At 70.1% G+C, this 25,584-nt stretch carries 21 protein-coding genes and 2 pseudogenes; 6 read left to right on the top strand and 17 right to left on the bottom strand.

What is annotated here, in order from left to right; translation table 11 throughout:
* Positions 1-214: 214 nt before the first annotated feature.
* From M5C96_RS26350 to M5C96_RS26330, 5 genes are all read right to left on the bottom strand, one after another.
* Positions 215-1,105, bottom strand: coding sequence for a LysR substrate-binding domain-containing protein (locus M5C96_RS26350; RefSeq protein ID WP_272566316.1), 891 nt, complete (start codon positions 1,103-1,105; stop codon positions 215-217).
* A 16-nt stretch (positions 1,106-1,121) separates the two neighbouring features.
* Positions 1,122-2,249: a tRNA 2-thiouridine(34) synthase MnmA gene (gene mnmA / locus M5C96_RS26345; protein ID WP_272566315.1), complete on the bottom strand. Its 1,128-nt coding sequence runs from the start codon at positions 2,247-2,249 to the stop codon at positions 1,122-1,124.
* 193 nt (positions 2,250-2,442) lie between these two features.
* Positions 2,443-2,925: an NUDIX hydrolase gene (locus M5C96_RS26340; RefSeq protein WP_272566313.1), complete on the bottom strand. Its 483-nt coding sequence runs from the start codon at positions 2,923-2,925 to the stop codon at positions 2,443-2,445.
* Positions 2,926-3,003: 78 nt separating this feature from the next.
* Positions 3,004-3,942 carry a LysR substrate-binding domain-containing protein gene (locus M5C96_RS26335; protein WP_272566312.1) on the bottom strand — a complete coding sequence of 313 codons (939 nt, stop codon included), beginning with the start codon at positions 3,940-3,942 and terminating at the stop codon, positions 3,004-3,006.
* A 121-nt stretch (positions 3,943-4,063) separates the two neighbouring features.
* Positions 4,064-4,888 carry a type 1 glutamine amidotransferase domain-containing protein gene (locus M5C96_RS26330; protein WP_272566310.1) on the bottom strand — a complete coding sequence of 275 codons (825 nt, stop codon included), beginning with the start codon at positions 4,886-4,888 and terminating at the stop codon, positions 4,064-4,066.
* A gap of 378 nt (positions 4,889-5,266) precedes the next feature.
* On the opposite strand from M5C96_RS26330, the gene paoA reads away from it, so the two are divergent.
* The gene (gene paoA / locus M5C96_RS26325; protein WP_272566309.1) at positions 5,267-5,914 is read left to right on the top strand and encodes an aldehyde dehydrogenase iron-sulfur subunit PaoA; all 648 of its coding nucleotides are present in this window, start codon (positions 5,267-5,269) and stop codon (positions 5,912-5,914) included.
* Positions 5,911-6,867 (top strand): FAD binding domain-containing protein, encoded by a 957-nt coding sequence (locus tag M5C96_RS26320; protein ID WP_272566307.1) that lies wholly within the window; start codon positions 5,911-5,913, stop codon positions 6,865-6,867. Before paoA ends, M5C96_RS26320 begins: the two co-directional genes overlap by 4 nt.
* A gap of 116 nt (positions 6,868-6,983) precedes the next feature.
* Here the strand turns inward: M5C96_RS26320 and M5C96_RS26315 are convergent.
* From M5C96_RS26315 to M5C96_RS26285, 7 genes and pseudogenes are all read right to left on the bottom strand, one after another.
* A pseudogene (locus tag M5C96_RS26315) lies at positions 6,984-7,835 on the bottom strand (IS5 family transposase); the annotation flags it as partial.
* Positions 7,832-8,926: an IS630 family transposase gene (locus tag M5C96_RS26310; RefSeq protein ID WP_272563777.1), complete on the bottom strand. Its 1,095-nt coding sequence runs from the start codon at positions 8,924-8,926 to the stop codon at positions 7,832-7,834. The gene M5C96_RS26310 and the pseudogene M5C96_RS26315, both read right to left, overlap by 4 nt.
* Before the next feature lie 67 nt (positions 8,927-8,993).
* Positions 8,994-9,095, bottom strand: a pseudogene (locus M5C96_RS26305) (IS5/IS1182 family transposase); the annotation flags it as partial.
* Between the two features lie 48 nt (positions 9,096-9,143).
* Positions 9,144-10,331 carry an acetyl-CoA C-acyltransferase family protein gene (locus M5C96_RS26300; RefSeq protein ID WP_272566305.1) on the bottom strand — a complete coding sequence of 396 codons (1,188 nt, stop codon included), beginning with the start codon at positions 10,329-10,331 and terminating at the stop codon, positions 9,144-9,146.
* Positions 10,332-10,499: 168 nt separating this feature from the next.
* Entirely contained in the window at positions 10,500-11,303 is an 804-nt protein-coding gene (locus M5C96_RS26295; protein ID WP_272566303.1) for an enoyl-CoA hydratase/isomerase family protein, read from the bottom strand.
* Positions 11,304-11,396: 93 nt separating this feature from the next.
* Complete coding sequence (cueR, locus tag M5C96_RS26290) at positions 11,397-11,873, bottom strand: Cu(I)-responsive transcriptional regulator (RefSeq protein ID WP_272566302.1); 477 nt, start codon at positions 11,871-11,873, stop codon at positions 11,397-11,399.
* On the bottom strand, positions 11,870-12,067 hold the full coding sequence (locus M5C96_RS26285; RefSeq protein ID WP_272566301.1) for a heavy-metal-associated domain-containing protein: 198 nt from the start codon (positions 12,065-12,067) through the stop codon (positions 11,870-11,872). Before M5C96_RS26285 ends, cueR begins: the two co-directional genes overlap by 4 nt.
* Before the next feature lie 143 nt (positions 12,068-12,210).
* Between M5C96_RS26285 and M5C96_RS26280 the strand changes: the two genes are divergently transcribed.
* Positions 12,211-14,556: a heavy metal translocating P-type ATPase gene (locus tag M5C96_RS26280; RefSeq protein ID WP_272566300.1), complete on the top strand. Its 2,346-nt coding sequence runs from the start codon at positions 12,211-12,213 to the stop codon at positions 14,554-14,556.
* 106 nt (positions 14,557-14,662) lie between these two features.
* Positions 14,663-16,318 (top strand): methyl-accepting chemotaxis protein, encoded by a 1,656-nt coding sequence (locus M5C96_RS26275; protein ID WP_272566299.1) that lies wholly within the window; start codon positions 14,663-14,665, stop codon positions 16,316-16,318.
* 118 nt (positions 16,319-16,436) lie between these two features.
* Here the strand turns inward: M5C96_RS26275 and M5C96_RS26270 are convergent, their stop codons facing one another.
* The 3 genes from M5C96_RS26270 to M5C96_RS26260 form a co-directional block, all read right to left on the bottom strand.
* Positions 16,437-19,547 (bottom strand): efflux RND transporter permease subunit, encoded by a 3,111-nt coding sequence (locus M5C96_RS26270; protein ID WP_272566297.1) that lies wholly within the window; start codon positions 19,545-19,547, stop codon positions 16,437-16,439.
* On the bottom strand, positions 19,544-20,788 hold the full coding sequence (locus M5C96_RS26265; protein WP_272566296.1) for an efflux RND transporter periplasmic adaptor subunit: 1,245 nt from the start codon (positions 20,786-20,788) through the stop codon (positions 19,544-19,546). Before M5C96_RS26265 ends, M5C96_RS26270 begins: the two co-directional genes overlap by 4 nt.
* A 78-nt stretch (positions 20,789-20,866) precedes the next feature.
* The gene (locus M5C96_RS26260; protein WP_272566295.1) at positions 20,867-22,225 is read right to left on the bottom strand and encodes a TolC family protein; all 1,359 of its coding nucleotides are present in this window, start codon (positions 22,223-22,225) and stop codon (positions 20,867-20,869) included.
* 112 nt (positions 22,226-22,337) lie between these two features.
* Between M5C96_RS26260 and M5C96_RS26255 the strand changes: the two genes are divergently transcribed.
* The gene (locus M5C96_RS26255) at positions 22,338-23,057 is read left to right on the top strand and encodes a response regulator transcription factor (protein ID WP_272566294.1); all 720 of its coding nucleotides are present in this window, start codon (positions 22,338-22,340) and stop codon (positions 23,055-23,057) included.
* Positions 23,054-24,490, top strand: a complete 1,437-nt coding sequence (locus M5C96_RS26250; RefSeq protein WP_272566292.1) for a sensor histidine kinase — start codon at positions 23,054-23,056, stop codon at positions 24,488-24,490. Before M5C96_RS26255 ends, M5C96_RS26250 begins: the two co-directional genes overlap by 4 nt.
* Positions 24,491-24,533: 43 nt before the next feature.
* On the opposite strand, the gene M5C96_RS26245 is transcribed toward M5C96_RS26250, so the two are convergent.
* Both M5C96_RS26245 and M5C96_RS26240 read right to left on the bottom strand, forming a co-directional pair.
* Positions 24,534-25,064, bottom strand: a complete 531-nt coding sequence (locus M5C96_RS26245; RefSeq protein ID WP_272566291.1) for a hypothetical protein — start codon at positions 25,062-25,064, stop codon at positions 24,534-24,536.
* Between the two features lie 117 nt (positions 25,065-25,181).
* Positions 25,182-25,499, bottom strand: coding sequence for a hypothetical protein (locus M5C96_RS26240; protein ID WP_272566290.1), 318 nt, complete (start codon positions 25,497-25,499; stop codon positions 25,182-25,184).
* Positions 25,500-25,584: the final 85 nt, after the last annotated feature.

The raw sequence follows: 25,584 nt of genomic DNA, 5'->3' as shown, positions 1-25,584 counted from the left end.
TTTGTCTCCGGTGTTCTATCGGTGTGCGGATCGCGGGGTCCCGTGCCGCGGCCCTCTGCCGGGACCTGCGCCGGCCCACTGTAGAAATTTGCGAAGCGCGCGGCGTGAAAAACCTTCGCGGCCCGCGTGAAGGCTTTTCAAACCGTGTCAGTTCCGTGTCAGCCGCTGCGCCCGCAGGGGCTGCGCCCCGCTGTCCCGGAGCGCCCGGCGCCCGTCAGGGGCCGTCGTGCAGCGCCTGGCGCAGCCAGTCCACGAAGGCCGCGCACTCCCAGCGATCGAGCGCGCCGGCCTTCCAGCACAGGAAATAGTCGTGCGGCGACGGCAGGCTGTCGCGCGACAGGCGCACGAGCTGGCCGCTCTCCAGCCAGGGCTGCCCCGCGCGCAGGCGCAGCAGCGCCACGCCGAAGCCGGCCACCGCCGCGTCCCAGGCCATGCCCAGGTCGTTGAACTGGCTGCCCACCACCGGCTCGGGCTGGGCGATGCCCACGGCCTTGAACCAGGTGCGCCAGGGCTCCAGCGCGCAGCGGATGAAGCGCACGCGCGCTGCCGCCTCTTCCGTCGCCAGGCCGTCCAGCGGACCGGTCTCGGCCAGGTATTCGGGGCTGCACACCGGCGTGATCCGGTCGGCGAAGAGCTGCACCGATTCGCGGTCGGGAAAGTGCCCGGTGCCGAAGCGCACCTCCACGTCGGCCTCCTCGGCCATCACGTGGTGCACCGGCAGCGACACCTGCAACTGCAGCTCGATGTCCGGGTAGGCGTGGCGGAACTGTGCGATGCGCGGCAGCAGCATCTGGCGCGCGAAGGTCGGCGTCACGCCCAGGCGCAGGCGCGTCGCCTGGCCCACGCCCAGGGTGCCGGGCACATGCTGCAGCGCGGCGATGGCCTCGCGCACCCGCTCCAGGTAGGCGGCGCCGGCGGGCGTCAGGCTGAAATCGCCGCGGGCGAAGAGCTTGACCGCCAGCAGCGTCTCCATCTGGCGGATGCGGTGGCTCACCGCGCTGGGCGTCACGCTCATCTCCTCGGCCGCGTGCGTCACGCTGCGCAGCCGCGCCAGCGCCTCGAACGCCAGCAGGCCCTGGATCGGCGGAATGCGCGGCGGGGCCATGCGTGCGGCGGGCCCGTCAGGCGACGGTGGTGGCCGACGCGATCACGCCGCCCCCGAGGCACACCTCGCCGTCGTACAGCACGGCGGACTGGCCCGGGGTGACGGCCCACTGCGCTTCGGGAAATTCCAGCGCGAAGCTGCCGTCCGCCAGTGGATCGATGCGGCAGGGCGCATCGGCCTGGCGGTAGCGCGTCTTGGCCGCCAGCAGGCCGGCGGCGGGCGGCGCGCCGGCCACCCAGCTCGCATCGCCCGCCTGCAGCGTGTGCGACTGCAGCCAGGGGTGGTCATGGCCCTGCACCACGCGCAGCACGTTCTTGTCCAGGTCCTTGCGCGCGACGAACCAGGGGGCGTGGTCTCCGCTGCCCCGCTGCGCGCCCTTTTCCTTCACGCCGCCGATGCCCAGGCCCTGGCGCTGGCCCAGCGTGTAGAAGCTCAGGCCCTGGTGGCGGCCCAGTGTGCGCCCGCGCTCGTCCTGGATCGGCCCCGCCGCATGGGCGATGTAGCGGTTCAGGAACTCGCGGAACGGCCGCTCCCCGATGAAGCAGATGCCGGTGGAGTCCTTCTTCTTGGCATTGGGCAGGCCGATCTCTTCGGCGATGCGGCGCACCTCGGTCTTGTGCAGCTCGCCCACGGGAAACAGCGTCTTCGACAGCTGCGCCTGGTTCAGGCGGTGCAGGAAATAGCTCTGGTCCTTGGACGGGTCCAGGCCCTTGAGCAGTTCGAACAGGCCGCTCGCCGCGTTCTGCCGCACCCGCGCGTAATGGCCGGTCGCGATCTTCTCGGCGCCCAGGCGCATGGCGTGGTCCAGGAAGGCCTTGAACTTGATCTCGGCGTTGCACAGCACGTCGGGGTTGGGCGTGCGGCCGGCCTGGTACTCGCGCAGGAACTCGGCGAACACGCGGTCCTTGTACTCGGCGGCGAAGTTCACGTGCTCGATCTCGATGCCGATCACGTCGGCCACGGCGGCCGCATCCACGAAGTCGATGTTGGAGGCGCAGTATTCGCTGTCGTCGTCGTCTTCCCAGTTCTTCATGAAGATGCCGACGACCTCATGGCCCATGGCTTTCAGCAGATGGGCGGTGACCGCGGAATCCACGCCGCCGGACAGGCCGACGACGACGCGGTGCTTGGGGGTTGCTGTCATGGCCGGGATTGTATTTTTTATGCCGCCGCGACCGGGGGCGTGCCGGCAGAACGCCGGGTGCGCCGCGGGGCATGCGATCCGGCCGGATCTGATGCGCTATTAAATTAATAGCAAAGAGGACAATCAATCCGCCGGCATGGAGGCGATACGGGCCAAAACGCGGCGGTGGCGGGTGCCGTGCGGCCCGCCGGGGTCAGCGCGGCTGCAGCACGCTGGCGTCGGTGTGGATCAGCTCCAGCGGGTAGCGCTTGCCGGCCAGATAGTCCTCGATGCACTCCATCACCAGCGGGCTGCGGTGGCGGTCCGCGCAGCAGCGGATCTCGTCGAGCGTCATCCACACGGTGCGCACGATGCCGTCGTCCAGCGTGCGCCAGGCATGCACCGGTCCCACCGAGCCGGCGAAGGCGAAGCGCAGGTAGGTGATGTCGTCGCCCGTGCGGGTGCGCGTGAAGCGGTTGAGGTACACGCCCACCAGCGCCGTGGGGGTGAAGTCGCAGGCGGTTTCCTCCAGCACCTCGCGCACGCAGCCGTCGATGGGCGACTCGCCCGGGTCCAGGTGCCCCGCCGGGTTGTTCAGCCGCAGGCCGTCGGCCGTGTCTTCTTCCACCAGCAGGAAGCGGCCGTCCTGTTCGATGACGGCGGCCACGGTGACGTTGGGTTTCCAGCGGTTCGGCATGGCGGCCATTATGACGACGGGGCATGTCAGGCCGTGTAGGGGATGCGCGACAGGGAGCGCTGATTTTCCGCAGCCGGTTCAACCCCTCGCGAAGGGCTGGCCGGTCGGAGCCCCACGCCGGGCGTCCGGGATCTGTTGCGTGCGGCGGAACGCCTCGGCCTCGTCGAACAGCCAGGCGACGAGCGCCTGTGCGGCGGCATTGCGTACCGACCGCTTGGACTGCAGCAGGTGGTAGCCCGCCGCCAGCGGCATGTGCCCGGGCCATGCCTCGGCCAGCCGGCCCTCGCGCACGTCGTGCTCGATCAGGACCGCGTGGCCCACCGCGATCCCCAGGCCTGCCACGGCGGCGGTGAGGGTCGCCTCGGTGTCCTGCAGCTTCATGTGCCGCTCGCTCGCGAGGTCGCCGAGGTGGAACGCCGCGAGCCACTGGGGCCATTTGCTGCTGCGCAGGCTGTCGTGCAGCCAGCAGAATCGGGCGAGGTCTTCGATCCGCTGCAGCCTCGGTCCGGCCAGCAGGCGCGGCGAGACGACGGGAACGAGGCTGTCGTGCATGAGCAAGCGGGCGCCAGGCCATGCCCCGTCCCCGTAGTGGACGGCGATGTCGAACCGCTCCTTGTGGAAGTCGGCATCCCAGATCGACGTCGCCAGCTCGATCTCGGCATCAATGCGGGCGGGCAGCCGGGCGAGCCGCGGCACGAGCCAGCGGGCCGCGAACGACGGCATGGCCAGGATCTTGACGACCGGCCGGCCCCCCGAGCGGGTGGCCCGCACGGCGCCCTGGTCCAGCTCGTCCAGCACCCGCTGCACGGTGTCCAGGTACAGCTCGCCCGCCGGCGTGAGCTGCACGCGGCGGTGGCCGCGCAGCACCAGCGTCTGGCGCAGATGCGCTTCCAGGGCCGCGATGTGCCGGCTGACGGCCGACTGCGCCATGCCCAGGTCGCGGCCCGTGGCCGTGAAGCTGCCGCAGCGCGCGAGCGCGCGGAAGGTCCGCAAAGCCGAGATCGGCAGGTCGTTCATGGGCTGCGCCCCTCCTTTCGTTGGCATGGGCCGGGCGCGCATGGACGCATGCGGCATGCGCCCCGGTGATCGGCATGGATTGTCGCGCTCCCATGCCGAAAACGCATCGCCCCGTGGCCTGCTACGGCCGGGCCCGGGCTGCCAGCGCAGCGGCCACCGCCTCGCCGAACGGCCGGGCCGAAGCGGGGTTCTGGCCGGTGATCAATCGCCCGTCGACCACCACATGGCTCTGGAAGATGCCGGCTTCCTCGAACACGGCCTGTCCCGCCTTCAGGGCCGACTCCAGCGCGAAGGGGACCAGTCGGTCGTATTGGCGCGAGGCCTCTTTCTCGTTGGTGAACGCTGTCAGCCGGCGGCCGGCGATCAACGGCGTTCCGTCGGACAGCTTGAGGTCCAGCAAGCCCGCCGGGCCGTGGCACACCGCGCCCACGACGCCCCCGCGCTCGTAGACCGAGCGAACGATCGCCTGAAGGCCGGCGTTCCCCGCGAAGTCCCACATCGGGCCGTGGCCGCCCACGAGCACCACGGCGGCGTAGCGGGAGGGATCGACCTGGGCCAGGGGAAGGCTGTTGGCCAGCCGGTTCCTCAGTTCCGGCTGGATCCAGAACCAGCGGTTGCCCTCGTCCTGGAGGTCGAAGCCGTCGAACGGCGGCATCCCGCCCTGGGGGCTGGCGATGTCGTAGGCGAGGCCGGCCTGCGCAAACGCCTGAGCCGGGTGCGTCAGTTCCGGAAACCAGAAGCCCGCCACCAGATCCTGGCCTTTTCGGTCATGGCTCGACACCACGATCAGGATGCTCGGGTTCGCCCCCGAGGCGGAGGGCGCCGTGGAGGGTGTCGTGGGGGTCGCCGCCCTCGCGCGCGCAGCACCGCCGCCCGCGGCGGCTGCGGCGAGGGCCAGGCCCATCGCCTGGACGGCCCCGCGCCGGTTGAAGTTGAATGGGTTCATGGGGTTTCCTTTCCGATGGGCTGGTGGATCCGCCGTTCGGCGGTGTGGTCGGTGTGCCGGGTGACCGGCCTCAGGCACCGATTGGATGCCGAAAGACAGCGCAAACCGATGCCGGTTGGAGAACGCATGCCATCCGTTTTGGGGATGGCAGGGCCCTGTTTTTGGGCGTGGCGCAGCGCAGAATGAAGAGGACCGCTCCCTTGGCGTGGCTTCACGTGGCTGACAGGCAGACGCGGCATTGGCCTCCAAACCTTTTCCCCGCCCTCTGCGCAAGATGGATCGGGCAAGGCTTGCAAAGACATGCCCGCGCACGCACTCCCGCACCCTGGCGAGTGGCCAGAGGGCTCCCCTGCCCTGCCCCCAAAAAAGGATCCCACGATGCAAAACTTCACCGACCCAGCGCTGACCCGGCGAGACCTGTTCGTCGTGGGGGCCGCCGCCCGAACCGCGGCGCAGGCCGCTCCACCGTCGCCAAAGCCCGGCACGCTGGCGCCCCAGGGCGAGACGGCCATGCCGGTGCGCATGACCATCAACGGCCAACAGCAGACCCTGTCGCTGGACACCCGCACGACGCTGCTCGACGCCCTGCGCGAGCACCTGCACCTCACCGGCACCAAGAAGGGCTGCGACCACGGGCAGTGCGGTGCCTGCACGGTCATCGTCGATGGCCGCCGCATCAATGCCTGCCTGACCCTGGCGGTGATGCACGAGGGCGCGCAGGTCACCACCATCGAAGGCCTGGGCCAGCCGCAGAAGCTGCACCCGCTGCAGGCCGTGTTCGTCAAGCACGACGGCTACCAGTGCGGCTACTGCACGCCGGGCCAGATCTGCTCGGCCGTGGGCGTGCTGCAGGAAATCAAGGCCGGCATTCCCAGCCATGTGAGCGGCGACCTCACGGCGCAGCCCCTGCTCTCGGCCGACGAGATCCGCGAGCGCATGAGCGGCAACCTGTGCCGCTGCGGGGCCTATTCCAACATCCTGGATGCGATCACCGAAGTCGCCGCCACGAACGGGGGTGCCGCATGAAGCCATTCACCTACGAACGCGCGGCCTCGGTGCAGGCCGCCGCAGCCGCTGCCGCAGGCAACCCGCAGGCCCGGTTCATCGCCGGCGGCACGAACCTGCTGGATCTGATGAAGCTGCAGATCGAGGCGCCCACGCACCTCATCGACATCAACGGCCTGGGCCTGGGCCGCATCGAGCCCCTGCCGGAGGGCGGGCTGCGGATCGGCGCGCTGGTGCGCAACACCGACCTGGCGGCGCATGCCGGCGTGCGGCGCGACTACGGCCTGCTGTCGCGCGCCCTGCTGGCCGGTGCGTCGGGCCAGTTGCGCAACAAGGCGACCACCGCCGGCAACCTGCTGCAGCGCACGCGCTGCCCCTACTTCTACGACACCAACATGCCGTGCAACAAGCGCCAGCCGGGCGCGGGCTGCGCGGCCATCGGCGGCGTCACGCGCCAGCATGCGGTGGTGGGCGCGAGCGAGGCCTGCATCGCCACGCACCCGAGCGACATGGCCGTGGCCATGCGGGCGCTCGATGCGGTGGTCGAGACGGTGCGGGCGGACGGCCAGCCGCGCCGCATTCCCATCGCCGACTTCCACCGGCTGCCAGGCAACACCCCGCACATCGAGACCGCGCTCGACGCCGGCGAATTCATCACCGCCGTGACGCTGCCCGCGCCCGCGGGCGGCACCCACATCTACCGCAAGGTGCGCGACCGCTCCTCGTACGCCTTCGCGCTCATCTCCGTGGCGGCCGTGCTGCAAAAGGACGGCACGGGCCGCGTCGCCCTGGGCGGCGTGGCGCACAAGCCCTGGCGCATGGCGTCGGCGGACGCGGCCCTGCCGCAAGGCGCGCAGGCCGCCACGGCGCAGCTGCTGGGCGCGGCGCGCCCCACCCACGAAAACGCATTCAAGGTGGCCCTGGTCGAGCGCACGCTCGCCGGCGTGCTGGCCGAGGCGAAAGGCCAATCATGAAATTCGACACCCCGGCTTCGCACAATGCCATCGACCAGCTCAAGGTGGTCGGCCAGCCGCTGGGCGCTGTTGCACAAATCGAATTGCAGACGGCATGACCCCAACCCCAGACGGACCTATGCCACAGCAGTCACCGACACGGTGTGAGGACGGCCGATCTGACTGAACCGATTGAGCAAGGCCACGCGGACATGCAGCTCCACAACCTGGCGGTCGAACGTGCGCGCGATCACCCGTTCGCCCAGTCGCTTGAAGCAGTGCATCTTCGTCTCCACAAGGCTGCGCCGGTGGTAGCCGCTCCACTTCTTCCAAATGCCGCGACCCAGGCGCTGGCACGCCCGAATGGCCTCATTACGATGCGCCGAGCCCGGACTCGACTTCTTCCAATGGCTGGCGTTCTTGCGGGGCGGGATCACCGCCATCGCGTGCCGCTCGGCAATGGCGTCCAGGCAGGCGCGCGTGTCGTAGGCGCCATCGGCACTGACGCTTTCGATGGATTCGTCAGTGGGAATCTGAGCCAGCAACCCGGGCAACATCGGCGCATCCCCAATGGCGTTGCTGGTCACCTCGATGGCGCGTATTTCCAGCGTCTGCGCGTCGATGCCCAGATGGACCTTGCGCCATTCGCGCCGGTATTCAGCACCATGCTTCTTGCGTTTCCACTCTCCTTCGCCCAGGAACTTGATGCCGGTGCTGTCCACCAGCAACTGCAGCGGCGAGTTGGTTCGCTGGTAGCTCAGTTCGACCTGCAAGGTCTTTTGGCGCCGGCAAACAGTGCTGAAGTCAGGTACCGGCCAGTCCAGCTTTGCCAGCCGCAGCAGGCTCTGCACCATGCCCAGCGCCTGTCGCAAGGGCTGGCCGAACAGGCACTTGATGCTCAGGCAGAACTGGATTGCTGCGTCCGAGAAGGTTCGGCTGCGTCCACGCCTGCCGGTCGGCGTGCCAAACCACTGCATGCCCTCATCTAGTGTCCTGTCCCGTTAATTCGCCCGCATAGTCTGGCGAGTTTTTCGAGGATGGAGTCTGCTGTAGCTGTCCAAGTAAACGGCTGGCAGGACTGGTTGTAATTCGCGATGAATGTGTCGATCTTGTTGATCAGATCCTTCACGCTGGTGAACGAGCCACGGCGGATTGCCCGCGTGGTGATGATCGAGAAGAAGCGCTCGACCTGATTGAGCCAGCTTGAATAGGTCGGAACGAAGTGCATGTGCCAGCGAGGCCGCTCGGCCAACCAAGCGCGCACCTTTGGATGCTTGTGGCTGGCGTAGTTATCAGCTATGCAGTGCACATCCAGTTCGTCGGGCACTGCCTTGTCGATGGCGCGCAGGAAGGCAAGGAACTCTTGATGACGATGCCGGGGCCGGCACTGCGCGATCACTTGGCCATTCATCACGTTCAGGGCCGCGAACAAGGTGGTGGTGCCGTGGCGCACGTAGTCGTGCGTGACACCTTCGACATAGCCAAACCCCATTGGCAGCATCGGCTGCGTACGCTCCAAAGCTTGGCATTGGCTCTTCTCGTCCACGCACAGCACCAGCGCGTTGTCAGGTGGGTTCAGGTACAGCCCCACAACGTCGCGCAGCTTCTCGATGAACAGCGGATCGGTCGACAGCTTGAAGCTGTCGGCCCGGTGCGGCTTGAGGTTGAAGGTCTGCAGATAGCGCGCCACCGTGCTCTTGCTGATGCCCGTATCGGCGGCCAGCGTGCGGGTGCTCCAGTGGGTACCCCCATCAGCAGGCTTGGTGTGCAACGTCTTGGTAATCAACTCAGCAACACGCTCGTCATCTACCGTGCGGGGGCGACCCGGGCGCAACTCGTCGTAAAGCCCTGCAATGCGATGGCGCGCATAGCGCCCGCGCCACTTGGTGACAGTGCTACGACTGATCCCCAGAGCCTGCGCAACCGCGGTGCTGGCTTTATCTGTGCCTTCGCAAGTCAGCACGATGCGCGCCCTGAGCGACAACGCCGCTGGCAGCGAACGTGATCGCGCCATGGACGTCAGTTCCGCGCGCTCCACTTCACTAAGCGCAATTTCTGTTCGGGTCGTTGCATTGGGCATGGCGGCACCTCAAGGATGGCCCGAAACCATGCAGCTATCGTGCCTGCGAATTAACGGGACAGGACACTAGCCACATCGTCAACGAGCCTCGCGCTTTCAGCGCCGCGTTGTACGCCTTCCAGTTCGTCGTGCGGTACTTGCTCCGCTGCCTGTTCTTCGTCTCTGTCACGCAGTCAGTCTACGGGCATCAGCATCGCGATTTGTGCAACAAAGCCAATCACACCCGCTCGAAGATGGCCGCGATGCCCTGCCCGCCGCCGATGCACATCGTCACCAGCGCATAGCGCCCGCCCGTGCGGTGCAGCTCGGCGACGGCCTTGGTCGTGATGATCGCGCCGGTGGCACCCACGGGATGGCCCAGGGAGATGCCCGAGCCGTTGGGGTTGACCTTGGCGGGGTCCAGGCCGAGTTCCTGGATGACGGCGCAGGCCTGGGCGGCGAAGGCCTCGTTGGCCTCGATGACGTCCATGTCCTCGATCTTCAGGCCCGTGCGCTGCAGCACCTGGCGCGTGGCGGGCACGGGGCCGATGCCCATGTAGGCCGGGTCCACGCCCGCGTGCGCATAGTCGACCAGGCGGGCGAGCGGCTTGGCGTTCAGCGCAGCCACGCGGTCGCCGGCTACCAGCACCACGGCGGCCGCGCCGTCGTTGATGCCCGAGGCATTGCCGGCGGTGACGCTGCCGCCGTCCTTCTTGAACGCGGGCTTCATGCCAGCCAGCACGTCGAGCGTGGTGTTGCCGCGCACGTGCTCGTCGGTGTCGAACAGCACGGTGCCCTTGCGCGTGGCGATCTCCACCGGAACGATCTGGTCCTTGAAATAACCGGCGGCGATGGTCGCGGCGGCGCGGTGCTGGCTGGCGGCGGCCAGTTCGTCCTGCATGTCGCGGCTGATGCGGTAGCGCTCGGCCACGTTCTCGGCGGTGATGCCCATGTGCATCTTCTGCCAGGGGTCGTGCAGGATGCCCAGCATGTAGTCGATGCTCTTGGCGTCGCCCATGCGCTGGCCGTAGCGCGCGGCGGTGTCGAAGTAGGGGCCGCGGCTCATGGATTCGCTGCCACCGCCGATGGCCACGTCGCAGTCGCCCAGCACGATGGCCTGCGCGGCCGACACGATGGCCTGCAGGCCGGAGCCGCACAGGCGGTTGACGTTGAAGGCCGGCGTCTCGATGGGGCAGCCCGCATCGATGGCGGCCACGCGGGCCAGGTAGGCGTCCTTGGTGTCGGTGGGGATGACGTTGCCCATGACCACGTGGCCCACCGTGTCGGGTGCGAGGCCGCTGCGTTCGATGGCGGCGCGCGTGACCGTGGTGGCCAGTTGGCTGTTGGGCACGTCCTTGAGCGTGCCGCCGAAGGTGCCGATGGCGGTGCGGGCGGTGCCGACGATGAAGACGTCGCGGTGGTTCATGGCAGGGGTCTCCTCAAGGAATGAATGGACGGACAGGTGCTGAAAATCGGGGGCCGGTCGTTGCGCTGCGCTGCGGATCGGACGGAATGGTAGGGCCGGGCGGCCGGCAGGGCAGGCGCGTGGGCGTCAGCCGCCGCTGCCGTGTCGTGCCCTGCCGCGCAGGGTTGCCTATCGCCCTTCGAAGCGCGGCTTTTCCTTGGCGTAGAAGGCGGCGATGCCCGCGGCCAGGTCGGCCGTGCGCGCGCAGTCGCCGAAGGCGCGGGTTTCCGCCTCCAGTTGCGCGGGCAGGTCGCGGTCGAACGAGGCGCGCATCAGCCGGCGCATGTGGCCCAGCGCCACCGTGGGGCCGGCCGCCAGGCGCTCGGCGAGAGCGTCCACCGCCGCATCGAGCTGGTCGGCGGGCACCACCCGGTTGACCAGGCCCAGGCGCTCGGCATCGGCGCTGGTGAGCGTGTCGCCGAGCAGGGCGATCTCCAGCGCGCGGCGCAGGCCCACCTGGCGCGGCAGGGCCCACGAGGCGCCCACGTCGCAGCTGGTGCCCAGGTTGATGTAGGCCAGGTTGAAGCGCGTTCCCTCGGCGGCGAGGATGAAGTCGGCCAGCAGCATCAGGCTCATCCCGGCCCCGGCGGCCACGCCGTGCACCTTGGCGATGACGGGCGCGTCGATGTTCGCGAGCAGCGTGGCGGCCTCGTTGAGCGGGCCCAGCAGGTCGGCGGCGCCCTGGACAGGGTCTTCGCGCAAGGTGGCCAGATCGCCCCCGGCCATGAAGCCCTTGCCCGCTCCGCACAGCACCACGGCGCGCACGCCCGAATCGGGCGCGATGCTGCGCGCGGCCGCGCACAGGGCCTGGGCCATGGGCACGTCGATGGCGTTGAGCGCGGCGGGGCGGTGGAACTGCAGCGTGGCAATGGCCCCCTCGCGGCGAAAGACCAGGGGCGGGCTGGCGGCGTCGGGTGCGGGTGGCTGCGGCATCGTTGTCTCCTGTGTTGTACTATTAAAAAATGAGCTGCCATCGCTTTTGCTGCAGCCATTCGCGAGGCTTTTTTGCCTGAATGGCAATTAATGCTAGGGCATGCTGCTATCTTTTTTGATGCGGATGGGCGGCTGCGCAGCGCTTTCGGGCGCTGCGGCCAGATCGTCCAGGATCGGGCAGTCCGGCCGCTCGTCCCCCTGGCAGCAGCCGACCAGCGACTGCAGCGTGCGCTGCATGGCCTGCATGGCGGCGATGCGCTGGGCCAGGTCGTCGATGTGGGCTTGGGCGATCTGCTTGACGTGGGCGCTGGCGCGGCGCTTGTCCTGCCACAGGCCGAGCAGGGTGGCGATCTCCTGCATCGAGAACCCCAGGTCGCGGCTGCGGCGGATGAACCGCAGGGTGTGCACGTCGGCCTCGGTGTACTGGCGGTAGCCGCTGCCGGTGCGCGCCACGCCGGCCAGCAGGCCCAGGGCCTCGTAGTGGCGCACCATGCGCGGCGAGACCCCGGCCCGCTCCGCCGCGGTGCCGATGGGCACCGGGCCGCCCTGCGGTGCGACCGTGGCGCTCATGCGGCGACCGTGTAGCCCTCTTCGGTGATCGCGGCGGCCAGCGCGTCGCGCGCCCGGTCGCTTTCGACCACCACCTTGCCCTGGGCCAGATCCACCTGCACGGTGGCGTCGGGATCGACCTGGCGGACGGCGTGGACGACGGCGCGTTCGCAGTGGCCGCAGGTCATGCCGGTGACTTGGAGATGGTGTTGCATGGGGTGCTCCGTTCAGTGGGTGGAGGAAAAAGGGAGAAGGGTGCCTGCATCATGAACCCTGACATGGTGGCAGAGTCAAGCAGCCCCGTGCTTTCCGCGGGGCGCTTGACCTTGCCATCGCGTCAAGGTTTAAGGTGCCCCCCATGAACCCGACACCCACCGCCCCGCCATCCCCCTCCGATTCCGCCCCGGGCACGCTCGACCTGGGCATCGGCGGCATGACCTGCGCGAGCTGCTCGGGCCGCGTGGAGCGCGCACTGCGCAAGGTGCCGGGCGTGCAGGAGGCCACGGTCAACCTGGCGACCGAGCGGGCGCATGTGGTCTATGCGGCCAGTGCTGCCGGTGCGGGCGGTGCGGGCGCGGCGATGGAGGCGCAGCTGCGCCGGGCGGTGCGCAACGCGGGCTACGAGCCCCGCGCCCCGCAGGCGCAGGACGCCGAGGCGCGTGGCCAGTCGCCCTGGGCGGGCTTCGGGCCGGTGGCCCTGGGGCTGGCGCTGTCGGCGCCGCTGGTGCTGCCGATGCTGCTGGGCGTCTTACCGGAGCGCTTCGGCGCGCTGCTCGGCCCGCACGGCATGCTGCCGGCATGGCTGCAGTGGCTGCTGGCGACGCCCGTGCAGTTCTGGCTGGGCGCGCGCTTTTACAAGACGGGGTGGCGCGCCCTCAAGGCGCGCGCCGGCAACATGGACCTGCTGGTGGCGATCGGCACCAGCGCGGGCTACGGGCTGTCGCTCTGGCTGTGGCTGACCGCGCCCGCCGGCCATGCCCCGCACCTGTACTTCGAGGCCTCGGCCGTGGTGATCACGCTGGTGCTGCTGGGCAAGTGGCTGGAGGCGCGGGCCAAGCGCCAGACCACGGCGGCCATCCGGGCGCTGCACGCCCTGCGGCCCGACGTGGCGCACCTGGTGGGCGCCGATGGCGAGGTGGACGTGCCCGTGGCCGAGGTGATGGCCGGCGACCGGATCGTGGTGCGCCCGGGCGAGCGCATCCCCGTGGACGGCACGGTGTTGGAGGGGCACACGCAGGTGGATGAATCCATGCTGACCGGCGAGCCGCTGCCGGTGCCGCGCACCGCGGGCGAGGCGCTCACGGGCGGCTCGATCAACGGCGACGGGCGGGTGGTGGTGCAGGTGTCGGCCGTGGGGGCCGAGACGGTGCTGGCCCGCATCATCCGGCTGGTGGAAGACGCTCAGGCCGGCAAGGCGCCGATCCAGCGGCTGGTGGACCGGGTGTCGGCGGTGTTCGTGCCGGTGGTGCTGGGCATCGCGCTGGCCACGCTGCTGGGCTGGCTCTGGGTGGGCGCCGGCGGCGAGGCGGCGGTGATCCACGCCGTGGCGGTGCTGGTGATCGCTTGCCCCTGCGCGCTGGGCCTGGCGACGCCGGCGGCCATCATGGCGGGCACGGGCGTTGCGGCCCGGCACGGCATCCTGATCCGGGACGCCGAGGCGCTGGAGCGCGCGCACCGCGTGGGCACGGTCGCCTTCGACAAGACGGGCACGCTGACGGTGGGCCAGCCCCGGCTGACCGCCTTCGAGGTGGCGCCCGGGCAGGACGGTGACGCGTTGCTCGCGGCGGTGGCCGGCGTGCAGGGCGGCAGCGAACACCCGCTGGCCCGCGCCGTGGTGCAGGAGGCCCGCCGCCGCGGCTTGGGTGTGCCCGCGCCGCAGGCCGTGAGCGCCGTGCCGGGCCGGGGCACCGAGGGCACGGCGGCCGGGCGCCATTTCCGCGTGGGCAGCCTGCGCTGGATGGAGGAACTGGGCGTGCCGCTGGGCGCCCTGGCCGGACCCGCCGCCGCGCTGCAATCGGCCGGTGCCACCGTGTCGGCGGTGGCCGAGGCACCGCCGGGCGAAGTGCAGCCGGGCCAGGGTATGGCCGGCCCGGCATGGGTGCTGCGGGCGCTGCTGGCCTTCGGCGACGAGCCCAAGCCCGGTGCGCGAGAGGCCCTGGCGGCGCTGCGGGCGCGGGGCCTGCGCGTGGTGATGGTGTCGGGCGACCACCGGGGCGCGGCCGAGGCCATGGCGCGCCGCCTGGGGCTGGACCCGGATGCCGGCGAGGTGATGGCCGAGGTGCTGCCCGGCGACAAGGCGGCGTGCGTGGCGCGCCTGCGGTCCGAGGCCGTGGCGGGGCCTGGCACTCACCGCCCGGCAGGCCACGCGGTGGCCATGGTGGGCGACGGCGTGAACGACGCGCCGGCCCTGGCCGCTGCCGACGTGGGCATGGCCATGGGCAACGGCACCGATGTGGCCATGCAGGCCGCGGGCATCACCCTGATGCGCGGGGACCCCCGGCTGGTGGCTGCGGCGCTGGACATCTCGCACCGTACGGTCGCCAAGATCCGGCAGAACCTGTTCTGGGCGTTTGCCTACAACGTGGCCGGCATTCCCCTGGCCGCACTGGGCTACCTGAGCCCCGTGGTGGCGGGCGCGGCCATGGCCCTTAGCTCGGTGAGTGTGATGGCGAACGCTTTGCTATTGAAGCGCTGGCGCGTTTGATAGTTACATTCGGTTAAAAGTCGGCAGGTCTGGCACACTGCAACGTTTGGTTGCATATGGTGCGCCTCCTTTTGCTGGCCACCGAAGAGATTAGAGGACGACAACTATGAATTTCTTTTCGCTCATGCGGGGTTTTTCCATCCGGGTACGCATGCTGGGTGCGATCGGAGTGGTGCTGGGTTTGCTGGGATTGCTGGGGGGCGCAGGCATGCTGGGCATGTTCCGCATCCACGCGATGAGCGAGGAATTCATGGCGAATTCCTTCTCCGAGGTGGGCTACATGGCCGAGCTGCGCGGCGAGATGGGAGCCATCCGCCAGTTCGAGAAGGACATGATCATCCAGTACGAGAAGCCCGAGGGCGTCAAGCAGGCGCACACGGCCTGGCTGGCCAACCTGGACCGCGCCAAGAAGGTCGCGGCCCGCTTCCTTGAAGGCCCCGAAGACCCGGACAACGCCCTGGTGCGCGACATCGTCAAGCGGCTGGACAGCTACCGCGAACAGTTCGCGCACGTGGCGCGGCAGCTGGAGGCCGGCGGCTACGACACGGCCACCATCGCCAACCGCATGAGCGGCAAGGCCGTGGCCGAGTTCGCCGAGGCCGACAAGCTCATGGTCCAGCTCGACACCAGCCTGCGCAACGAGGTGGCCGAGGTGGCCGCCCGCCAAAAGCAGGTGTCCGGCGAAACCCAGTGGCTGTTCGTGCTGGCGGTGCTCATCACCATCGTGGTGGTGGTGCCGCTGACCTTGCTCAACATGGTGTCCATCTGCCGTCCGCTGGCCGAGGCCCGGCGCATGGCGCAGGCCATCGCCGGCGGCGACCTCTCGCAGCGCGTGCAGGTGGAGGGCCGCGACGAAGTGGCCGACCTGCAGCGCGCGCTGGACGACATGCAGCAGGGCCTGGGGGCGCTGGTCTCGCAGGTGCGCGATGCGAGCGGCAGCATCGCCACCGCCAGCGCCGAGATCGCCACCGGCAACCAGGACCTGTCCGGCCGCACCGAGCAGACGGCCAGCAACGCCCAGGAGGCCGTGGCCTCGCTGGCAGAGCTCACCACCACGGTGCAGCAGACCGCATCGTCCTCGCAGGTGGCCAACCAGCTGGCATCGTCCGCCTCGGGCATCGCCACGCGCGGCGGCAGCGTGGTGCAGCAGGCCGTGGCCAGCATGCACGAGATCTCCAGCTCCAGCCGCAAGATCAGCGACATCATCGGCGTGATCGACGGCATCGCCTTCCAGACCAACATCCTGGCGCTGAACGCGGCGGTGGAAGCGGCCCGCGCGGGCGAACAGGGCCGCGGCTTCGCGGTGGTGGCCGGCGAGGTGCGCAGCCTGGCCCAGCGCTCGGCCGAAGCGGCCAAGGAAATCAAGGCGCTGATCAGCTCCAGCGTGACCGCGGTGGACGGCGGCGTGCGCCATGTCGAGGACGCCGGCGCGGCCATGAAGGAAATCGTGGACAGCGTGCAGCGCGTGTCGGACATCATCGGCGAGATCAATTCCGCCTCGGCCGAGCAGACCACCGGCATCGGCCAGGTCAACGGCTCGGTGGGCGAGATCGACCGCATGACGCAGCAGAACGCCGCGCTGGTCGAGCAATCCGCCGCCGCCGCCGAATCGCTGCGCGAGCAGGCCGCGCGCCTGTCGCAGGTGGTGCAGCAGTTCCATCTGGCCGACGGGCAGGCCTACGCGTCCGTGCACGCTGGTGGGCAGCTGCAGGGCCTGCCCGCCTCCAGCGGCCTGGCGCGGCCGCAGCTCACCGGGGGCTGAACCGGACGGGCCGGGTTCCCCGGCCCTTGCGTTTCCTTCCTTTTCCTATCTAGCGAAGGCGCCTCGCCCCGGTGCTCCCGGCCGGCGCCATGCCGGCCCGGAGCCACCCGGGCGGCCCTCAGGCCAAGGCCTTGGGGGCGTCGCCACCGGGCGCGGGGTCGCCGGACCGGCCCTTGCGCGGCCCGAACCACGCCACGTACAGCGCCGGCAGCACCACCAGCGTGAGCAGCGTCGCCGTGACCAGCCCGCCGATCACCACGATGGCCAGCGGCCGCTGCGTCTCCGAGCCAATCTCGTGCGACAGCGCCATGGGCAGGAGCCCCAGCATGGCCAGCATGGCGGTCATCAGCACGGTGCGCAGGCGCTGCATGGAGCCCTGGCGCACGGCATCGACCACGGCCATGCCGCCCGACTGCAGCTGCTGGAACACCGACAGCATCACCACCCCGTTGAGCACCGCCTGGCCCGACAGCGCGATGAAGCCGATGGCGGCCGACACCGACAGCGGAATGCCGAACACCCACAGCGCGATGAACCCGCCGATGAGCGCCAGCGGCACGTTGATGAGGATCAGCGAGGCCATCTTGAACGACTTGAAGGCATCGAACAGCAGCACGAAGATCAGCAGCAGCGAGATGGGCACCACCACCGACAGGCGTTTCATCGCGCGCTCCTGGTTCTCGAACTCGCCCGACCAGTTGACCTGGTAGTTGGACGGGATCTTCACGTTCTTCTCCACGCGGGCCTTCATGTCGGCCACCACCGAGCCCATGTCGCGGCCCGCGATGAAGATGCCGATGGCCGTGGTGCGGCGCCCGGCCTCGCGGGCGATGTTCATGGCGCCCGTGCCCTCGCGGATGTGCACCACGTCGCCCAGCTGCACGTAGCCGCCGTCGGGCGTGGCGATGGGGGTGCGCGGCAGGTTGGAGATCACGCGCTCGTCCTTGGGCAGGCGCACGGCCACGGCGAACTTGCGCTCGCCCTCCCACAGGCTGGTGGCGGCCTTGCCGGCCAGGGCGGCCTCGATCACGTCCTGGATGTCGCCCACGTTCAGGCCGTAGCGCGCGGCGCGGTCGCGGTCGATGTCCAGCAGCAGCTGCGGCACCTGGCCGTCGCGGTCGATCTCGGCGCGGGCCACGCCCTGCACCTGCTTGATCTCGCGCGCGATCTCGTCGGTGATGCGCTTCATCTCCACCAGGTCGTCGCCCGCGAGCTTGATGACGATCTGGCCCTTGATCTGCGAGATCGACTCCAGCACGTTGTCGCGGATGGGCTGCGAGAACGCGGGGTCGATGCCGGGGATGGCCGACAGCGCACGGCCCATCTCCTCGGTGATCTTCTCGCGCGTCATGCCGGGGCGCCATTGGTCCTCGGGCTTCACGTCCACGAAGATCTCGGCCATGGAGATGGTCTTGGGATCGGTGCCGTCCTCGGGCTGGCCGGCCTTGGAGACCGTGGTGCGCACCTCGGGCACGCTCAGCAGGGCCTTGCGGGCCATGCGCAGCACGCGCGCCGCCTCGTCGGTGGAAACGTTGGGCGAGAGGGTGAAGTTCACCCAGGTGGTGCCCTCGTCCAGCTCGGGCAGGAACTCCGAGCCCAGGCGCGATGCGGCCACCAGCGCCAGGCCGAACACGGCCAGCGCGATCACCACCACCGTGCGGCGGCGGGCCAGGGCCCAGTCCAGCACCGGGGCGTAGGCGCGCTTAGCGAAGGTGACCACGCGGTTGTCGCCGTGCGGCAGCTTCCTGCGCAGCATCCAGTAGGCCAGCAGCGGCACCAGGGTGAGCGAGAAGATCAGCGAGCCGACGAGCGCGGCCGACACCGACAACGCCATGGGCTGGAAGATGCGGCCTTCGTGGCGCTGCAGCGCGAAGATGGGGATGTGCGCCGCGATGATGATGAGCATAGAAAACAGCGTGGGCCGACCCACTTCGCCGGCGGCCTCGATGATGGTGTCGCGCCGGTCGCGGTCGTCCATGTCCTCGCCGCGCTCGGCCAGGCGGTGCATGATGTTCTCGATCACGATCACCGCGCCGTCCACGATGATGCCGAAGTCCATGGCGCCCAGGCTCAGCAGGTTGGCCGGCACGCCCATGATCTTGAGGCCCATGAAGGTCGAGAGCAGGGCCAGCGGAATGACCACCACCACGGCCAGGCTGGCGCGCAGGTTGGACAGGAAGATGTACAGCACCAGCGCCACCAGCAGCGCGCCTTCCACCAGGTTGTGGAACACGGTGGTGAGCGTCTTGTCCATGAGCCAGGTGCGGTCGTAGAACGGCACGATCTGCACGCCCGGCGGCATGCCGCGCGCGTTCAGTTCGGCGATGCGGTCCTTCACGCCCTTGAGCACCACGCTCGGGTTCTCGCCCTTGCGCATCACGACGATGCCGGTGACCACGTCGTCGTCCAGGTCCTGGCCGACCACGCCCAGGCGCGGCACGGCGCCGATCTTCACCTGGCCGATGTCGCGGATCAGCACGGGCGTGCCGTTGCGCGAGGCCACCACGATGCGGCCGATGTCGTCGGCCGAGCGCAGCAGGCCCAGCCCGCGGATGGTGTACTGCTGCGCGCCCTGCGCGACGTAGCTGCCGCCCGCGTTGGCGTTGCCCCGGCCCAGCGCATCCAGCAGGTTCTGGAAGGTGACCTTGTACGCGCGCAGCCGGTCCATGTCGGGCTGCACTTCGTACTGCTTGATCGAGCCGCCCATCGCCACCACGTCGGCCACGCCGGGCACCTGGCGCAGCGCGCGCTCCACCGTCCAGTCCTCCACGGTGCGGATGTCGGTGGTCGACAGGCCGTCGCCCTTGAGGCGGTAGCGCATGATCTCGCCCACCGGCGTGGCGTTGGGCGCGATCTCGGCCTGCACGCCGGGCGGCAGGTCGATGCTGGACAGCCGCTCGGCCACCTGCTGGCGCACGATGTTCGTGTTGGCCGCGTCGTCGTACGTGACCACGCTGAACGACAGGCCGAACTGCGTGTGCGAGAACACGCGGATCGAATTGGGCAGGCCCGCCAGGGCCGTCTCGATGGGCAGGGTGACCTGCTTTTCGACTTCCTCGGGCGCGCGGCCCGGGTACAGGGCGATCACCGTCACCTGGGTGTCCGTCACGTCGGGAAAGGCCTCGACGGACAGGTTCTTGAACGAGATGAATCCCGCCAGGGCGAACAGCACCGTGCCCAGCACGATGAACAGCGGCTGGTGCAGCGCGTAGTGGATGAGGCGCCTCATGGCTTGGCCGTCCCTTCCGCCTTGCCGCCCGCCGGGCTGGCGGGCGCGCCGGGCGCCGGTGCGGGCGCATCTTCCTCGGCCGCCTGGAACTGGCGGGCCAGCAGCAGCACGTTCTCGGCGACGACCTTCTCGCCGGCCTCCAGCCCGCGGGAGACGACCACCTCGCGCGGGCCCTCGTAGCCCAGCACCACCTTGCGCGGCTCGAACACGCCGGGCTCGCGCTGCACGTACACGGTGTGCTGCGTGCCGTTCAGGGTCACGGCGGCGGCGGGGATGACGACCCCGCCCTCGCGGCTTTCCTGCACGTGCACGGTGGCCAGCATCTCGGCCTTCAGGCGCCGGTCGGCATTGGGCACCACGCCGCGCACCTTGAGCGTGCGCGTGCCGGGGTCGATCGCGTCGGCCGCGGCGGTCACGCGGCCGGTGAAGGTGGCCTCGGGGTAGGCTGGCACCTGCAGCGTGAAGCTGTCGCCGGGGCGCAGCGAGGCCAGGTCGCCCTCGCGCGCGTCGATCTGCACCCACAGCGAGGCGGGGTCGGTCACCACGAACAGCGCCGGGTTGCCCGGTCCGGACTGGTCGGGCCGCACCTCCTGGCCGGGGTTGAGGTTGCGCTCCACCACCACGCCTGCCATGCCGGCCGTGAGTGCCAGCTGCTGGTTCACGGCATTGCCGCCGCCGTAGAGGCTGGTGCGCGCGGCGGCGCGGGCCACCTCGGCCTGGGCGCGGGCGGCGTCGGCTTCGGCCTGCTCCAGGTCCTTGCGGGCCACGATGCCGGCTTCGAACAGTTCACGCTGGCGGCGCAGGCCCTGCTGGGCGAACGACTGGTCGGCGCGGGCCTTGGCCGTGTCCGCCTGGGCCTGGCCGAAGTCGGGCGAGGCCAGCAGCGCCAGTGGCGCGCCCGCCTTGACCGACTGGCCCAGGTCGGCGCGGATGGCCGTGACGCGGCCGGCGAATGCCGGGTACACGCGCTGGGTGCGTTCCTCGTTCCACACCAGGCGTGCGGGCAGGTCCACGGCGATGTCCTTGCTGGCGCGCGCGGGGGCCACGGTCAGCAGCGCCAGCTGCGGGTGGCCGGGCGGAAAGCGCAGCTGCCCCGACTGGGCGATGGGGGGTGCGGCTTCCGGCGCCGTGGCGGGTTCGGCGGCCTTGCTGCAGCCTTGCAGAAGCGCGCCGCCGCCGAGGGCGAGGACGAGCAGGCCGCAGGTGGTCAGGCGCGGGAGGGAGAGGGCAGGGTGCACCATGGTGGACTTCGCGATACGAGAGGTGGAAGGGGAACGGCGGGGCATGGATTGGCGTGGCTGGACGTGGGGCGGGGTCGTTCAGGGCAGGCTGCCCAGCAGGGCTTGCGGCTGCGTGCGCAGCAGCCAGGCGCCCTGGGCCTTGGCATAGTCGGCACGGGCCGAGAGCGCCTCCAGTGCCGTGGCGCGCAGGGTGCGCTGGGCGTCCAGCAGGTCGGTCAGCGGCATGGCGCCCTTGCGGTAGGCCAGCTCGGCGCTCTGCGCCACCTGGCGGGCGCGCGGCAGCACGCCTTCGTCGTAGCTGGCGGCGCGGCGCGCGGCGCTCAGCGCGGCCTGCTGCAGGTGCTGCAGGTCCAGCAAGGCCAGGCGGCGCGTGTTGTCCAGCGCGTCCTGCGCGCGGGTCAGCTCGGCCTGGGCGCGGCCGATCTCGCCCTGGAACTGGTAGCCCCACTGCAGCGGGATCTGCACGCGCACTTCCAGCAGGCGGTTGGAGGTGCCGGGGTAGTGGTCCACCGAGGCACCCACCGTCCAGTCGGACTTGCGCAGGGCGCTGGCGTTGTCCAGCGCCGCCTGGGCGGATTGCACGCGGGCGATGGCGGCGCGCACGTCGGCCCGGGCTTCGGCCCAGGCGCCCAGATCGCCGCCGCCGTCCAGCGGGCCGCTGCCGGGGGCCGCGCCCGAGGCGGCGGCTGCGGGCAGGGCCGGCCAGTCGGTGCCCCCAGCCTGCACCGCCAGGCTGCTGGCCGTGACCTGCGCCAGTGCCAGCGCGGCCTGCTCCTGCAGTTGGGTGGCGGCCTGCGTGTCGGCGCGGGCGCGCTCGGCCTCGATGCGGGTGCGCGACGCGTCCTGCGCGGACAGGTCGCCTGCCTTCACACGGCGGTCGGCCAGGCGGGCCAGCTCGGCCACGCTGCGTTCGATCTCGGCGGTTTCGCGCACGCGCTCCTGCGCGGCCAGCAGGTCGTAGTAGGCGGCCAGCGCGGCCTGCAGCTGCTGGGTCTGCGTGTCTTCCACATCCGCCTGGGCTGCATCGGCGGCGCGCTGGGCGGCCTGTGTGCGCAGCTCGCGCTTGTTGCCGCGCTCCCAGGTCCAGTCGATGCCCACCGACTTGTCGATGCGCTTGCGCGTGAGCACGTTGCCGGGCCCCAGGCCGTGCTGCAGGTCCATGGAGGTGGCCTTGGAGCTGAACACCGGCAAGGGGGCATGGTCGGCGCTCAGCACGTCGGCGCGCGCCGCGGCCAGGGCCTGGCGGGACTGGATCACGTCGCTGTTGTCGCGGGCGGCGGCCAGGGCCTGCGCCAGCGTCCACTGCGGCGCCAGGGGGGCAGCGGCAGGGGCCGTGGCGATCGGCGCTGCGGGGCTGTCGGAGGCGCGGGTCTGGCTCCAGCCCGGCAGTGCGCAGGCCAGGGCGCAAAGAAGGATGCAGGGGTGTCGTATGCTCATGCCGCGTTTATCGGCGGGCGTGCCTGACCGCTACCTGACCTCGGGACTGCGGAAACTGCGTACCCCTCGCCCCGGCGCACCGCACAGCCGCCCAACAACCCAGCCCCAACCCATGCGAATCCTGGTCGTGGAAGACGATGACGTGCTGCGCGGCGTGATGCTGCGCAGCCTGACCGATGCGGGCCACCGCGTGGATGCCGCCGCCAGCGTGGCCGAGGCGCACCACTTCTGGAGCGTGCAGCCCTTCGATGCCGTGCTGTTGGACCTGAACCTGCCGCAGGGCGGCCCGCCAGGCGGCGCCCTCACCAGCGCAACGGCCAGCGGCCTCACCGTGCTGCGCGCGGCGCGGGCCCGCGGCGACCGCACGCCGGTGCTGGTGCTCACCGCGCGCGACCGCACCGAGGAGCGCATCGCCGGCCTGGACGCCGGCGCCGACGACTACCTGGGCAAGCCCTTCGATCTGGCCGAGGTGGAGGCCCGCCTGCGTGCCCTGGCCCGGCGCACGCTGGGCGCGGACGACCGTGCCGCCGTCGGCGCCCTGGTGCTGGACCGCCGGGCGCGCCGCTTCACCCTGCACGGCGCGCCGGCCGAACTGCCCGCGCGCGAATTCGAGGTGCTGTGGGAGCTGATGACGCCGCCCGGGCGCGTGGTGAGCAAGCGCACCCTGTCGGACAAGCTCTCCGACTTCGACGAGGCCCTGGGCGACAACGCGCTGGAGGCCTTCATCTCCCGCCTGCGCAAGAAGCTGCAGGGCAGCGGCGCGGGCATCCGCACGCTGCGCGGCCTGGGCTACATGGTGGAGCCCGAGGCGGGCGGGCCCGGCACGCCATGACCGCCACCCATCTCCCCTCGCCCCCGCCGGCGCCTGCGCAGCGCGAGCCCCGCTCGCTGCAGGCGCGGCTGCTGCGCCACGTGCTGGTGCCGCTGGGCCTGACGTGGCTGGTGGGCACGGCCGGCTCGGTGCTGCTGGCCAATGCCTTCACCCAGCGCGCGTTCGACCGCTCACTGCTCGACGATGCCTACGCGGTGGCCGCCAACGTGCGCGCCAAGGGGGACGCGCTCGATTTCGCGCTCACCTCGCGCGAGGTCAAGGCCGTGCTGTTCGACCAGGTGGAGACGGTGTACTTCGCGGTGCTGCGGCCCGATGGCTCCATGCTGGCGGGCAATGCCGGCGGCATGCCGGTGCCGCCGCCGCGCGGCGACGAGGCCTACCGGTTCTCCGACATCCAGTTCCATGGCCGGGCGCTGCGCGCGGTGCGGCTCGATGTGCGCGAGCCCCTGCCGTTCAAGGTCGTCACCGCGCAGACCGTGCACAGCCGCAGCGCCATGCTGCGCAGCGTGCTGCTGTACTCGGGCGTGTCGCAACTGCTGCTGCTGGTGGCGCTGGCCGTGTGGCTGCGCCGCGCCATCCAGCGCGACCTGCAGCCCCTGGCCGCGTTCCAGCAGGCGCTGGACCGCCGCGACGCGCGCGACCTGGCGCCCGTGCCCGTGGAGGCCTCCACCCGCGACGTGCAGCACCTGGGCGCCGCGGTGAACGACCTGCTCGCGCGCGTGGCCCAGGGGGTGCGCGCGCAGCGCGAGTTCGCCGGCAACGTGGCGCATGAACTGCGCACCCCGCTGGCGGGCATCCGCGCGCTGGCGGGCTATGGCCTGGCCCACAGGGACCCCGCCGTGTGGCGCGAGCAGCTGGCCGGCATTGCCGACAGCGAGGCCCGCGCCAGCCACCTGGTGGACCAGCTGCTCGCGCTGGCCCTGGCTGACGAGGCCCGCGGCGCCATGCCCCGCCAGCCCGTGGCCCTGGACGAGCTGGCGCGCGACGCCGTGCTGCGCTTTCTGCCCCGCGCCGATGCGACGGGCGTGGACCTGGGCGCCACCGGCCTGGACCAGCCCGTGGTCGTGCAGGGCCAGCCGCTGCTCATCGAAGGGGTGCTGGGCAACCTGATCGACAACGCCCTGCGCTACGGCCGCCCGGGGGCCGGCACGCGGCCCCGCGTGACCGTGGAAATCTCGCGCGAGGCCACGGTCGATGGCCGCGAAGCCACCGTGCTGGCCGTGGTCGACAACGGCCCGGGCCTGTCGGCCGCGCAGCGCACGGACCTGCTGCAGCGCTGGGCCCAGGACCGCGAGGGCGAGCGCCTGGGGCAGGGCGCGGGCCTGGGGCTCGCCATCGTGGCGCGCTACGCCGAACTGCTGGGCGTGCGCCTGGCGCTTGAGCCTGGGCCGCAGGGCGAAGGCCTTTGCGTGCGACTGGTGTTCGCTGGGTGAGTGCAGTGCCCGCGTCGGGATGCGCAGCATGCACGGCTGCGGGTCAGAACTTGACCAATTTCAGATGCGACATCAGTTGCCTGAACAGCGCGGGCGACAGGCGCCCCGACACCATGTAGTAGTGTTCAGGATCGGGGGTGAAGAGGTACAGCCGGTCCAAATCGGGCTCTATGTCCTGGATGCGGATGGCGGTGAAAGGGCCCTTGGAAAATTTCTCGTAGCGCACCGAATTCGCAACGCCCTCGACCTTGCGGGCCCGGTCGATCACGGGATCGCCCAAATTGGCCTGCCCCAGCAATTCGTAGAACGCCAGCGGTGTCTGGATGCCATGCTTTTCGAGCACGCCGAGCTTCTGGTAAAGCTCTTGCAGCTTGGTGAACTCCTTCAGTTGAATTAGGGGGCCGTCAAGCAAGCCATTTTCAGTGGGCGCGAAAGCGATGAAAGGGTCGCCCGCCGGCGGTACGAAGAACTTGCCCACCAGATGCTGGGGAACTTTCAGTTCCAGCCACCCGTACTGCAAGGCCACGCATCCGGAGCAACGCTGGTAGGGTGGCCAATCGCGGTCTTCCAGCATGCCCTTCTCGCTGGCGAAGGCGGGGCCGGCCAGCGATGCATGCAGCAGTGCGCAGAAAAGAAGCGGCTTCAGGCGCATGGCATGAACATCAGGGCCGCGATGCCCGTGGATGCCATTTCAAAAGGGGAGCGGAAATTGCCAATGGCTTTTCTGGCACAAGCCAAGTTGAATTTGTTCTCGATGTTCCGGTAGCCCATGGCTGCCAATTGGGTGGCAAGCCATAGCCCCTCCTGCGGGGCGGGGAACGAAAGACATCGCGTTGGAACATTTGGCGGTTGCCAACAGCATCTGGTGGAAAACCAGGGCCACGCCGTCGTTGACGGTGCCGTCCCAGTTCAATTGGACATTAGCGAACCGGAAGAACGATTCGATCATCGCCCTGAGTTCATCCTGCGATTTTTCAGCAGCGTCGCCCTTGGGAACGGCGTTGGACATGGAAAACCTTCCTTTGAATGCGTTTGAATTCTGTCAAGCGGAACGAAATATAAATAGGTTTGGATGCACGCAGTCTTCAAAATTG

This window comes from Acidovorax sp. GBBC 1281, assembly GCF_028473645.1.
GTDB lineage: Bacteria > Pseudomonadota > Gammaproteobacteria > Burkholderiales > Burkholderiaceae_C > Paracidovorax.
Note: the sequence above shows the minus strand (reverse complement) of the source record. Positions and strands in the feature narration are given on the sequence as shown.